This is a genomic window from Leifsonia sp. HAY1-4F, assembly GCF_056755275.1.
In genome coordinates, this window is the sequence record NZ_JBNDHX010000108.1 from 1 (window position 1) to 12502 (window position 12502).

Sequence of the window (12502 nt, forward strand, 5' to 3'; positions counted from 1 at the left end):
CCCCAGTGCCGCCAGAGCCGGCGATGGATGCGGACGCCGGTGTCCTCGGCGCGCCGGTCCTCGGCCGGTGTGCGGTCGATCGCTCCCATGGCCTCATTCTGGCCCCGGCCCCGGGATTTTCGCGTGCGTGTCAAGCCCTGACCCGCGGGACGAAGCAGTGGTTGTGTGAGGGATGCACGAACAGGAGGCACGCCGATGCTGGCCAGCTTCGAAGGGGTCCCGCTCGACCCCGCTCTCGAGATCATCGCGCTCACCGACACCTCGTGGCGGATCTGCGACACCCGTGTCCCACCCACCGATCCCGCCGGACTGCTCGCCTACATCGAACAGGACAGCGGCGGTTTCGACGTCATCATGCTGCGTCCCGGCTTCACCGAGACCGCTTTCGCCCACTCCTTCGACGCGGCCTTGTCGCTCATCAACTCGCGGCGAGCGAGCGACATCGGCACCGACGGCTGACCAGCCCACGCCACCAGCGCGATCTCGACGCTGGCGCCCCCGGGAATTCCCGCGACAACCTACGACGAGCAGCGCGTCAGGTGCCGCCGCTGAGCGGGCAGAACCGAAGATCACCGTCGGCCGCCACGATGACGCCATCCGGGAGGTCGGACCCGGACGACGCGTAGATCACGCCTCCGCCGATCGTGCGCCCTCGGGCCTCACGACCGATCAGTGCCGAGGAATCCACGTGGATCGGCCGTCCGCCATCCAGGCACGTGAAGTCGCGGCCCTCGTACTGAACTCGCGTCGGGATCGCCGTCGGCCACCAGTCGGCAGTGGCCGCGTGCACTTGCACGAAGAAGACGATCGCGCCCGCGGCCACCACGCACAGGCCGAGCCCGATCACGAGCGCGGGCCACCGCCTCCGGCGCCGTCTCATGGCGTGCGCGGGTGAGCGACCAGTCGGACCCACCGCCGCATCCCGCCACCCCCTGAGAAGGACGCTAACAGGCGACCCGCGGAAACGGAGGAGTCATCGGGCCAACCCGGGTGGAACTTCCTCCGTTTCCCGCCTACGCGCCGCGGCATCCCGCTCCACTCCTCCCTTTTCTGCGGGCGCCAGTCCGCGACGCCAGCGCGGGAAACGGAGGAAGTACGGCTCGACACGCCGCAGTCGGTCGGGGAACGGAGGAAGGTTGCGGCTTCCAATCGCGCAAAGACCTCCGTTTCGAGCGCGTAGCCGGCAGGGGAGCGGCCAGGGAGGGAGGCGGCCGGACCTGGCCGGCGCGGGCCGCGGCGGTTACGGTGGCGGCATGAGCCCGTCGTCGAAGTCCGAGACCTTCCTCGAGGTGGAGGGGAACGAGGTGCGCATCTCGAACCCCGGCAAAGTCGTGTTCCCGGAGCCGGGACTGACGAAACTCGACCTCGCGCGCTACTACGTCGCGGTGGCCGACGGCGCCTTGCGCGGCGCGGGCGGCCGGCCGATGGTCCTCAAGCGGTTCGCGAAGGGACTCTCCCAGGAGCCGTTCTTCCAGAAGCGGGTCCCCGAGAACCATCCGCCCTACATCGACACCGCGACCCTCCACTACGCGAGCGGTACGTCCGCCGAGGAGGCGGTCGTGCGGGATGCGGCGGGCCTCGCCTGGGTGTCGAACCTCGGCTGCCTCGACCTCAACCCGCATCCCGTCCGAGCCGAGGATCTCGACCATCCCGATGAGCTTCGCGTCGACCTCGACCCGATGCCGGGCGTCGACTGGCAGCAGATCGTGGACGTCGCCTTCGTCGCCCGGGAGGTGCTCGACGATCACGGCCTGGTCGGCTGGCCGAAGACGAGTGGCTCGCGCGGCCTCCACATCCTGGTCCGCATCGCTCCACAGTGGGGCTTCGCCGATGTGCGGCTCGCCGCCGAGACGCTCGCCCGCGAAGTGGAGAACCGGGGGCCCGGCCTCGCGACCGCCCGCTGGTGGAAGGAGGAGCGCGGCGAGAGCGTCTTCATCGACTTCAACCAGAACGCGAAGGACCGCACCGTCGCATCCGCCTACTCGATCCGCCCGCTGCCCGACGCGCGCGTTTCCACGCCTCTCGACTGGGACGAGGTCCGCTCGCGCCGCCCGGAGGAGTTCACCGTGCCGACCGTTCTCCGCCGCTTCGCGGAGCGGGGCGACCCGCACGAGGGTATCGACGACGCGGTCGGCTCGCTCGACGCGCTGCTAGCCCTCGCCGCCGAGCTCGGACCCGCCGAGAAGCCGCCGCGCTCCGGCGATGCGGCCGGCCGGCGCGTCTCGCAGATGCCGCTCATCGAGGTCGCGCGCACCAAGACGAAACCCGAGGCGATGGATGCTCTGGAGCGCTGGAAGGCCGACAACCCCGCGATCGCCGCACGGCTGCATCCTGCCGACGAGCTGGTCGACGGGATGCGCGGCTCCAGCTCGCTCTGGTACCGCGTCCGGATCAACCTCCAGCACGTTCCGGAGGCCGACCGCCCGGAGCAGGGCCCGCTGCTGGCCGACTACGACCCGTGGGCCGGGAGGCAGTGGCCCGGCCGCGAGTGACGAGAGCGAATCCACATCGCAGCCACTCGGCCGGCGTATCCCGGGTCCGTCCGGAGCATCAGGAGTACCCGCGGCGCAGCAGCATCCCTGCGGACTTGTCGAACTCCTCTTCCGTCGGAATCGCGAAGTCGAGCGCGTTGGCGTATCTCGTGATCACGTTGAACACGGCGGCCACCGCGGCAGCGTCTCGCAGAGCGTCGCCGTCGACGCCCGCCCGGTAAGCCGCCTCCACATCAGCGGCGGCGAGCGCGTCCGGCTCGCGGGTCATCTTCTCGATGAAAGTCAGTGCAGCTCGGAGCCGCGTGGGGATCGGCGCGGTCGTGTGGTCCGCGAGCGTCCGCTCCACGACGTCGCGGTCGAGGCCGCGGACGGCGATGGCGCCGTGAGCGCCGACGCAGAACGGACACGAGTTCCACGCGGCCACGCACGCCGCCATCAGCTCCCGCTCGGAGACCGACCAGGCGCTCGGCCCTCGCATCGTCTTCTGCGTCCACTCCCCCAGGCTCGGCCCGGCGAAGTCCCGATCGTAGAAGGCGACCCGAGCGGCATCCGGCAGGCGCATCCCCGAGACGCGCGAGATCATGCGGATCAGCGCCCGATGCCACGGCGAGTCGCCGCGCTCGACGTCAGTCAGTCGCATCTCCGGCCTCCGTCATCGCTCGCAGGGCGGCATCCCATCGTCGCAACCCCGCCCCGGCAGCGGCGGCGAACACGAGCTCGAAGGCCGCCTTCTCCGACCCTGCGGCGTCCCGCACGGCTCTCACCTGCGCGTCCGTGACGCGGGACGAATCCTCACGGATCTGCCGGACCAGCGCCCCATACGGCTCGGCGAGTGGATCGCCGTCCGGTCCGGCCTCCACGGCTCCGCGCCGCAACCTCTCGTCGAGGATGCCGCTCCCGGTCACCGCGTCCCGCAATCGCTGGGCGTGCTGCCCGTGCGTCCGGATGATCTCCCGTGACATGCGCCGACTCTACGCGCCGCCATGCTCCCCGTCGACGTCCTGCCCGGGGACCCGGCGGAGGGCCAGGCCCCGCCGGACCGCCGGACCCGGCGCTCGCGAATGCGCGAGAATCGTTGCAGCGAGACGGAGGTCGGCCGATGCGTGGAACAGCGTCGAGTGGACGTCGCAGCATCCGGCGTCCGGTCCGGGGCGGATGACGACGGGAGACGAGCCGGCACCGACGCGTCGAGCGGTCGGGCCGCTCTACCTGGCCGGATTCACGACCGCGTTCGGAGCGCACGGGATTGCCGCAGCTCTCGGCGCCGAATCCGAGGACATCGGATTGAGCATCCTGAGCTTCGGGGTGATCCTTGCCCTGTACGACATCGCGGAAGTCATCCTGAAACCCGTCTTCGGCTCGCTGAGCGACCGCATCGGCGTCAAGCCCGTGATCCTCGGTGGGCTCGCGGTGTTCGCGCTCGCCTCGTTCTGCGGCATCTTCGCCGCCACACCGGTCTGGCTGGCGGTGGCGAGGCTGGGCCAGGGCGCGGCCGCGTCCGCGTTCTCGCCCGCATCCTCCGCGGCCGTCGCCCGGTTCGCCGGCCCGAACGGGGCCGGCCGCTACTTCGGTCGATACGGTTCGTGGAAGAGCCTCGGCTACGCGCTCGGCCCCCTCCTCGGCGCGGCACTGATCTCGCTCGACGGATTTCGCGGACTGTTCATCGCCCTCACCGTCCTGGCTGCGGTCACCGCAGTCCTGGTCGCGGTCGCGGTTCCAGCGCTGCCCGTACTGCCCCGCCCGCGCTACACCCTCCTCGACGTCGCCAAGCAGAGCATCGACCCCGGCTTCCTGGTCCCGACCCTGGTCCTCGCCGCCAGCACGGCAGCGCTCGGCGTCGCGGTGGGCTTCCTCCCGCTCCTGGGAGCCTCGCTCGGACTCGGCGTCTTCGGCAGCATGGCCGCCGTCACAGTCCTCGCCCTCACCTCGACCATCAGCCAGCCCATCGTCGGTCGGCTTCGGGATGCCGGCCGCCTGCACACGCGCAGCGGCACGACCGCGGGGCTGCTGCTGACCAGCCTCGGCATCGCCGTCGTGGCGCTCGCACCCCTCCCGGTCACCCTCTACGTATCGGCCGTGCTGATCGGCGCCGGGATCGGAATCGCGACCCCCCTCGCCTTCGCCCACCTGGCGGCCACCACTCCGCCGGAACGGATGGGGCGGACCATGGGCAACGCCGAGCTCGGCAGGGAGGTCGGCGACGCGGGCGGCCCCCTCCTCGTCGGCGCGATCGCGGCGAGCGCTGCGCTGCCGGCCGGTCTCGGCGCGCTCGCCATCGTCACGGTGGCGATCAGCGGCGTCAGCGCCGCAACCCTGCGTGCGCCGGCGCCGGCTCGCTAGAGGTCGGCGTTCCCCGTCGGCGGCGCCGATCCGACCGTGTGCCGGTCCTGCCTCGACGGGAAGAACACCCTCACGGGCAGCAGCAGTCCGATCAGCGAGAGGACGATGAAGACGATCTGATGGATGTGGTCCGTGCCGGGCGGGAGGTTCCCGAACAGGTGAGCCGCCCAGAACACCGGGTAGAACCAGAGCGCGCCCCACGCCCATCGTTCGGCGCGTCGGTAGGGCAGGAGGACGATTAGGCCGCCGAACAGGCCGAACCCGATCGAGGCCAGACCGTCGGCGCGATACAGCAGCTCGTCCCCGCCCATCGGCACCACCGCGATGACGAGACCGAACACCAGGATCCCGGCGCTGACGATCGCGAGACAGATCCATCCGATCCGCACCATCGTCGTCTTCACGGGCTCACCCTACCGCCTGGTCGGTGGCCTCTCGGGGTGGGGTATCGAAGGAGTTCGGGTGCCGAATCTCCTTCAGATGGCAGTAGTGAAGGAGATTCGAACGGTTTTCGTTCGCGTCTCCTCCACTGTCCGCCGCAGCCGGCGGTCCGAGTGCGGCCAGGGGAAAGCGCCGCGCTTCTAATGCAGCCGATCTTGACAATAGAACGGTGGAGGCCTACCGTCCGTGCCGTGATCGGTGGCACTGTGGCCGCCCGTCGTACGGGGAAGGGAGCGTCCCATGGACCACGAACAGACAGCACTGCAGCGGGCCAAGCACCCCCGCACCGTTCTCGCGGGCCCGTACGGCCATCCCCTGCACGGCATCCTGATCACCATTCCCGTCGGAACCTGGATCGCCGCGCTCGTCTTCGACATCATCGCCTTGATCTCCGGGGATCAGGCACCGTTCGCCGCCGGGGCGCGAACGCTGGTCGCGATCGGCGTCATCGGCGCACTGATCGCAGCGATCTTCGGCTTCATCGACTTCAGCGGTATCCAGGCCGGGACGCGCACGCGGGCGATCGCCCTTCGCCACATGATCGCGAACCTCCTCGCCGTCGTGGTGTTCGTGGTGAGCTTCATCTTCCGGCTCGTCGAGGGCGACCATTTCAGCGTGGGCGGGTTCGTGACCACCATCATCGGCATCCTCATCATCGGGTTCTCCGGGTTCCTCGGCGGAGAACTCGTGTACCGCTACGGCGTCCGAGTGGCCGACGAGGCCACGCAACAGCGCGGCTACCAGTGACCCCCTGACTCTGGTAGATGCGCTGACCCCGATGGATGCGGTGGCCCCGGGGCCTCCACGTCGTGAACGGATCGGTCAGAGCCCGAGGCTGGCGGTCGCCGTGGTCCAGTCCGCGGCGATCGCGTGCTGCGCGGCCGCGAGCGGCACCCGGCCGTCGCACACCGCCGCGGCCAGTACGTTCTCCACCTGGTCTTTCGGGTTGTTGAACCCCCGGGCGGCGCTTGCGTTGGGCTCCGGCCAGAGGTTCGACACGGCGTTGGTGCCGCCCAGCTCCAACGGCACCAGGTGGTCGTACTCGGTGGTGGGCTGGTAGCTGAGTCCGTAGTCCCCGAGGGATTCGTGTTTGGCTGGACCGGTGTCGGACTGGGGCGGGCGCACCGTGGCGGTGTAGCCGTGAACACAGATCGTCTGATGGATGTTCGCTTGCGTCACACCCGGATCCACTGCGCCTGGAGTGCAGGCAGCGTCCGGGAGGACGAGACCGTTGCCGGCGTCGCGGATCCGCACATGGCATTGCCCGGCGTGCAGCTGCTCGTCGACCGCGACGCGTCCCGGTGAGTGCACTTGCCGGAGAGCGTCGCTCGTGGCGATCGGCGCTGTTGCAGTCGCCCCGGACGCGGGAGGCTTCGAAGCCGTCGTTGCGGCGTAGCCGGCGACGAGGACGATCAGGACGGCCAGAGGCATCGAGATCGAGATGACCGTGTTGCGGCGCCTCACCGTTCCCCTTCCGTGCTCGACCTGTCCGAGCACGGTCGGCTGAGCTATGAATCCCGAGGGGCCATTCTCCCCGAATCCGATCCCGCAGGTGTCTCCCCACGCCGCATCACTGAGTCGCCACCGCGCTGCCCGTGAGTTCGTGCCGCGAGAACGTGTACACGAAGCAGTAGTAGGAGCGTGCTCCTGTCGCCCACTTCTCGCTGGTGTCCGGGTAGCGCAGGTCGAGCTGGACGTCCTCGTTCCAGATCGCCACCCAGCGCCACTCCAGGGAGGGTTCGCAGAGCTCGCTGACCTGGCTGTCCAGCGCGGCCGTGCCGGGGAAGGATGCGGTGGCCGGCTCCGGGAGGACTCCCTTCGTCAGGAGCTGCGCGATGTGCGGCGCGGAGCAGTCGACGACCGGGTAGCCGTCCGCCCATTTCGAGTCGTAGGTCTGAAGGCAGTCGCCGGACGTGAGCGAGTCGACCGGAACTGCCGGGCCGGTGAGGACGTGCGTCGGCGTCGGGCGTGGCGGCAGGCCGAGCGGAGTCGGCGCCGGTTCCGTGTCGCGCGGCTGCGGCGACGCCTGTTGTAGTGCCGAGGACGAGACTGCTCGAGCGTCGCCGGCTGGCAGGCCCGCCGCGAGGACGCCGACCGTCAGGAGCACCGCTCCGACGACCGCGGTGGCGGCGACGAGAAGGAGCCATCCTCGGCGCGAGAGCCCCTCCTGCTTGGTCTCGGCGGCGGGCTCGGCGGCCGTCTCCGCGTCGGGCTCGGCCGAGGTCTCGGCGGCAGGATCCGCCGGCCCCCGCGATCGATCGGCTCCCACGCGCGCTGCGCCTCCGCTCCTCTAGCCTTCTCCGATCATGATCTGTCAGCGAACATCCTGATACAAAGCCGGCTCGGAGAGAACCGCTCGAAACAGCCGCGAACTTCTCCAGCACGTCCGAAGCGGTTGGCGCCAGGCCGGGGTGAATGGGTCCGACCCCGGCCTGGCGGGCTTGGGAAGCTACTGCTGGACGACCCTCCACAGGTGGTCGGCTGTCCCGCTGTCATCCCACTGCAGGACCTGGGCGCCCGACGCCGTACTCATCTGATCGACACCGAGAACCTTTCCGCTGTTGGCGTTGGCGATCAGGTACGAGCCGTCGCCGTTGGCTTCGAGCTGCCACAGGTGGTCGGCTGTTCCGTTGTCGCCCCAGATCAGGGCATCCGCTCCATCCGCCGTACTGGCACTCTGGATCCCGAGGAAGAGGCCGCTCGCGGTGTTCTTGATCTTGTACTCACCGTTTCCGGCATCCACGAACTGCCACTTCTGATCGGCCGCGCCGTTGGCCGTCGCCTGATCCACGAGGGTCCCTGCCGTCGTACCGCCGTTCGTCGTGTCGAGGTTCAATCCGCTGTTGACGTTGGTGATCGCGTAGTTCGCTCCTGCCGTCACGGGCCTGATCGAGATCAGCTTCCACAGGTGGTCGCTCGTACCGTTGTCCGTCCACTGGAGTGCTGTGGCACCCGCGCTCGTACTCGCGTTCGTGATGCCGAGGACCAGCCCGCTGTTCTCGTTGACGAGCTTGAATTCACCGCTGCCCGCACTGACGGCCGACCACAATTGACTGGTCGTGCCAGCATCCGTGGCCTGTACGACGGCGGCGCCGGCAGAGGTCGACGAATTCTGCACGTCGAGAACGAGCCCGCTGTTCTCGTTCACGATCTTGTACGCGCCGTTGCCGTCAGCGACGAGGTTCCACTGGTGGTCGCGCGTGCCATTGTCGGTCCACTGCAGCGCGGTCGCGCCGGAGGCAGTGGATGCGCCCTGAACACCCAGGACGAGGCTGCTGTTCACGTTCTGCAGCTTGTAGTCGCCCTCGAGGCTGCTGGCGGCGGACCCGGTCGGGGTGACGACGAGGTGGTACCCGTTGTTGGCGTTCATCGCATTCACCGGAACCGTGATCGAGCCGCTGCTGATCGGGAAGTCCCCGACGGTGATCGTCGACGGAGCGGAGACCGCAGTCGTGCGACCTCGGGAGATCACCTGCTGCAGAACGACGTGCGCGCTCGTGCCGAAGCTGCCGAGCGAGGAGAGTCCGTTCACCGTCACTGCCGCAGCTCCGGTGCCCCCGCCGAAGAGGACACTCACCTGGTTGCCGGCAGTGTTCACCGCGGCCGCACCATCCAATCCACTGCTGGCTCGTGCGGTCGAGACCATGCTGCCGGTCATGTCGCCGTACCAGCGGTACAGCCACCATGACGCATTCGGCAGGCCACCGGTGCCCACCAGGGTGTCTCCCATGGTGCCGTACTGGTTCCAGAACGCCAGATCCGCGCTCTGCACGCCAGAGCGTTCGAACTGCCCGATGTACCCGGCGAGAGGCCCGGGGACGCCCAGCTGAGCGGGTGTTCCGTACTCTTCGATGACGATGGGCCGCGGCGAGATCCCCAGGCCCGACTCGATCGAGCGGTATGCCGCGACGTCGGCCGCGATATTGGCCGATCCTTGGAGCTCGTGCCAGCTGACGATGTCCGGGAGGGCGTTGTTGGCCTTGGCGTAGCTCATGAAGTCCTGGAACCAGCTCGATTTCCACGCGGAGAAGCTCGGTCCATCGATCGGCGTGGTCGCGTCTTTGGAGCGGACCTCGTTGTAGGTGCGAACCCATCCCGCGTCGAAGCTGCCGGCATTCGTGGTGTCCCAGGTCCAGTCCGGCTCGTTCCAGAGTGCGTACGCCTCGATGTTCGCCGGGTTCGCAGCCTTGACGGATGCGATCTGCGTGTCGACCGCGTTCAGCCAATCGCTCCAGCTCACCCATTTGTAGGGGAAGTCCGGGTACCAGTCGGGCATGCGGACGATCACCTTCGCCCCGACGGCCGCGGCTTCGGGTGCGACGACGAGCGCATCGCCTCCCGGAACAGGCTCCCCGTTGGGCAGCTGGTGCCCGCCCGGTGCCATCTGCACGAACTGCGGCGGCTTCAGCGGAGCGACGTAACGCTGGTTCGGCGTGCCGTTCGCCGACAGTCCGTAGAGGGCCCCTGATGCGACATGAGTCACCGGCTTGATGACCTGGTTGGCGGTGACGGTGAGGGTGTTACTGGCTGGGGCCGCTGCCTGAGCAGCGGGAACGGCGCTTATTCCGAGCGCGACCACCGCTATGGCAGCCGTTGCGCCGAACACCATCGTTCGATTCTTGCGCATTCATCTTCCTCTTCTGTTGGCGGGGTTCGGCGTCGCCGTGACAATCGAACCGGTTCGACGAATCTAGCCAGGAGTTCGCGCCTTATCAAGGGAAGAAAGGCCGCGGGTCTTCGCTGGGCGCACGGAGCTTTAGGCGGTGCGGCGTTTTCGTCGGGGAACCAGACGATTGCGATGTCCACGATGAAGCGCCGCGGGTGTTCCGATCTGGCCTGAATCGAAGCGGTTCGAAAACCCCGGACGGATCGCAACCGCCAGCAGTTTCGCCGGAACTTTTTATGATCGGATAGCGACAACGCACTACAGTGATGTGCGGACGCGGGGGGATCCGCTCAGGTGATATGAAGCCTGCGACTCTTATGGTTCTTGATTGATGCCCTTCCGGAATGCGAAGCCCCGACATCGCCGGCCTGCCGCTGGTGGTCCGGTGTTCGTCGACGCCTCCGGCCGGAGACTCCGCCGGGCGCGGATCGGTGGGCTGGCGGCGCTTGCCGGTGTCACGGCCTATGTGGCCCTGGTCGGAAGCGCTTTCCTCGGAGGGCCGGACATCATCGCTCCGCTCCTGCCGGAAGCATTCGCTCCCCAGGTGCACTCGAGCGGCCAGCAGCCCGCCGTGACACGGTCGCCGCTGCCGTCGAGCCCGAAACCCCCGTCGCCCGCCCCGGACGACGCTCCTCCCGCTGACCCGTCCCCGGTCTCACCCGTCGCCCCGGCTTCCCCCATCCGGGGCGGCACGACGGCCTCGACGCCGGCCCCGGCGGCACACGGCTCTCCCTCTTCGACGCAGGCGCCAGGGTCGGCGTCGACCTCCGGTCGGAGCGCGACCGCCCCGGGGCAAGCCAATCGGCCCCCGGCGCCGCAGAAGCCGTGACAGCGCAACCACATAGCGTACGGCAGGGCCGCCCGGTCCGGGCGCACTGGGCGGTGCTCGCTGCGGTCCTGCTCGCGCTCGCCGTCGCCTTGCTCGTTCAGGGATACACGCAGCACCTGGCGGGGATCGGAGACGACTCGGTGCCTGCCTCCGGTAGCGCCGCCGGCGTCCCTTCTGCCGTCTCCCACGGCGGCCCGGTGATCGACGCGCGAACGGATCACCCGCGCACGGCGAGCCCCCGCGACCGCACTCTGGCGTTGACGTTCGACGACGGGCCCGATCCCGCGTGGACGCCTCAGATCCTCGCCGTGCTCCGCAAGCACCACGTCCATGCGACCTTCTTCGTCGTCGGAACCGCTGCGATCGCCCATCCTGGCCTCGTCAGGCAGATCGTCGACGACGGGAACGAAGTCGGCGTGCACACGCTCACTCACGTCGATCTCGGCGCTGCGCCCGCCTGGCGCCGTCAGCTGGAGGTCCAGGCGGGCCAGCAGGCCATCATCGACGCGACCGGGCGCGCTACGGCGCTGCTGCGACCCCCGTACAGCTCCGAGAACGACGCGATCACCGACAACGAGTGGACGGCCATCCGGGATGCCGCGAACGACGGGTACCTCACCGTCCTCACCACCACGGACTCCGAGGACTGGAGGCGTCCCGGCGTCCCTGCCATCGCCCGGAACCTCACCCCGGCCGGGAGCGCCGGACAGGTGCTGCTGATGCACGACGGCGGAGGAGACCGCAGCCAGACGGTCGCCGCGCTCGACCAGGCGCTGGGGCGGCTCTCCGCCGGCGGCTACACGGTCACGACCGTCGGGGACGCCGTCGGACTCGGGCAGACCATGCGCCCAGCGACCCGGCTCGAGCGGATCGGCGCTGCGGCGACCGTGTGGGGCATCCGGCTCAGCGATCTGGCCGTGACCCTCATCACCTGGGCCCTCGTGCTCAGCGGGGTCGTCATGCTCATCCGCGCCGTGCTCGTCGTCTCCGTCGCCGCCCGCCACCACCGGCTCGCTCACCGCGGACGGCACCGACCAGACGGCCGGACCCTCCCTCCGGTGACGGAGCCGGTCACGGTGATCGTGCCCGCCTACAACGAAGCGGCCGGGATCGAGGCCGCGGTCCGATCGATCGCGGCGTCGACGCATCCCGTGGAGATCATCGTCGTGGATGACGGCTCGACCGACGACACAGCGAGCATCGTCGAGGCGCTCGGCCTTCCCTCCGTGCGGGTCATCCGCCAGCCGAACGGCGGGAAGCCGACCGCGCTGAACACCGGCATCCAGGCCGCCTCGCATGACCTCATCGTCATGGTCGATGGCGACACCGTGTTCGAGCCGGATACGGTCCGGGCCCTCGTCCAGCCGTTCGCCGACCCGCGTGTCGGCGCGGTCTCGGGTAACACCAAGATCAACAACCGTGGGGGAATCCTCGGCGCCTGGCAGCACATCGAATACGTGGTCGGATTCAACCTGGACCGGCGGCTCTTCGACATCGCCGAATGCATGCCCACCGTCCCCGGCGCGATCGGAGGGTTCCGGAAGGATGCTCTCGCCCGCGTCGGCGGCGTCAGCCTCGACACCCTCGCGGAGGACACGGACCTCACCATGTCGCTCTGCCGCGACGGCTGGCGCGTCGTCTACCGCGACGATGCGCTCGCCTGGACCGAAGCGCCCGCTTCGCTCGCCGCGCTCTGGCGTCAGCGCTACCGGTGGTGCTACGGCACCATGCAGG

12 protein-coding genes are annotated in these 12502 nt (G+C 69.2%); 5 read left to right on the forward strand and 7 right to left on the reverse strand.

All coding sequences use genetic code 11. The annotated features are described in order from the left end of the window. Nucleotides 1-195: 195 nt before the first annotated feature. Complete coding sequence (locus ACPYOG_RS16365) at nucleotides 196-459, forward strand: hypothetical protein (protein ID WP_481295228.1); 264 nt, start codon at nucleotides 196-198, stop codon at nucleotides 457-459. A gap of 76 nt (nucleotides 460-535) precedes the next feature. Here the strand turns inward: ACPYOG_RS16365 and ACPYOG_RS16370 are convergent, their stop codons facing one another. Beyond that, the gene (locus ACPYOG_RS16370) at nucleotides 536-847 is read right to left on the reverse strand and encodes a hypothetical protein (RefSeq protein ID WP_481295229.1); all 312 of its coding nucleotides are present in this window, start codon (nucleotides 845-847) and stop codon (nucleotides 536-538) included. 406 nt (nucleotides 848-1253) lie between these two features. On the opposite strand from ACPYOG_RS16370, the gene ACPYOG_RS16375 reads away from it, so the two are divergent. Continuing rightward, a complete protein-coding gene (locus ACPYOG_RS16375) occupies nucleotides 1254-2492 on the forward strand; it encodes a DNA polymerase domain-containing protein (protein WP_481295230.1) in 1239 nt (412 codons plus the stop codon). A gap of 58 nt (nucleotides 2493-2550) precedes the next feature. Here the strand turns inward: ACPYOG_RS16375 and ACPYOG_RS16380 are convergent, their stop codons facing one another. After that, a complete protein-coding gene (locus ACPYOG_RS16380; RefSeq protein WP_481295231.1) occupies nucleotides 2551-3132 on the reverse strand; it encodes a carboxymuconolactone decarboxylase family protein in 582 nt (193 codons plus the stop codon). Continuing rightward, the gene (locus ACPYOG_RS16385) at nucleotides 3119-3454 is read right to left on the reverse strand and encodes a hypothetical protein (RefSeq protein WP_481295232.1); all 336 of its coding nucleotides are present in this window, start codon (nucleotides 3452-3454) and stop codon (nucleotides 3119-3121) included. Before ACPYOG_RS16385 ends, ACPYOG_RS16380 begins: the two co-directional genes overlap by 14 nt. Before the next feature lie 193 nt (nucleotides 3455-3647). Here ACPYOG_RS16385 and ACPYOG_RS16390 point away from each other — a divergent pair, with 193 nt between their 5' ends. Beyond that, entirely contained in the window at nucleotides 3648-4832 is a 1185-nt protein-coding gene (locus ACPYOG_RS16390) for an MFS transporter (RefSeq protein WP_481295233.1), read from the forward strand. Here the strand turns inward: ACPYOG_RS16390 and ACPYOG_RS16395 are convergent. Then, nucleotides 4829-5236, reverse strand: a complete 408-nt coding sequence (locus ACPYOG_RS16395) for a hypothetical protein (protein WP_481295234.1) — start codon at nucleotides 5234-5236, stop codon at nucleotides 4829-4831. The two genes, ACPYOG_RS16390 and ACPYOG_RS16395, sit on opposite strands and share 4 nt — an antisense overlap. A 277-nt stretch (nucleotides 5237-5513) precedes the next feature. Between ACPYOG_RS16395 and ACPYOG_RS16400 the strand changes: the two genes are divergently transcribed. Next, entirely contained in the window at nucleotides 5514-6020 is a 507-nt protein-coding gene (locus ACPYOG_RS16400; protein WP_481295235.1) for a DUF2231 domain-containing protein, read from the forward strand. A gap of 75 nt (nucleotides 6021-6095) precedes the next feature. Here ACPYOG_RS16400 and ACPYOG_RS16405 read toward each other — a convergent pair whose 3' ends face one another. From ACPYOG_RS16405 to ACPYOG_RS16415, 3 genes are all read right to left on the reverse strand, one after another. Continuing rightward, complete coding sequence (locus ACPYOG_RS16405) at nucleotides 6096-6737, reverse strand: hypothetical protein (protein ID WP_481295236.1); 642 nt, start codon at nucleotides 6735-6737, stop codon at nucleotides 6096-6098. 106 nt (nucleotides 6738-6843) lie between these two features. Further along, entirely contained in the window at nucleotides 6844-7542 is a 699-nt protein-coding gene (locus ACPYOG_RS16410; protein ID WP_481295237.1) for a hypothetical protein, read from the reverse strand. Between the two features lie 180 nt (nucleotides 7543-7722). Next, entirely contained in the window at nucleotides 7723-9900 is a 2178-nt protein-coding gene (locus ACPYOG_RS16415) for an RICIN domain-containing protein (RefSeq protein WP_481295238.1), read from the reverse strand. 864 nt (nucleotides 9901-10764) lie between these two features. On the opposite strand from ACPYOG_RS16415, the gene ACPYOG_RS16420 reads away from it, so the two are divergent. Further along, nucleotides 10765-12502 (forward strand): bifunctional polysaccharide deacetylase/glycosyltransferase family 2 protein (locus ACPYOG_RS16420; protein ID WP_481295239.1); only part of this gene is annotated, 1738 nt, incomplete at its 3' end.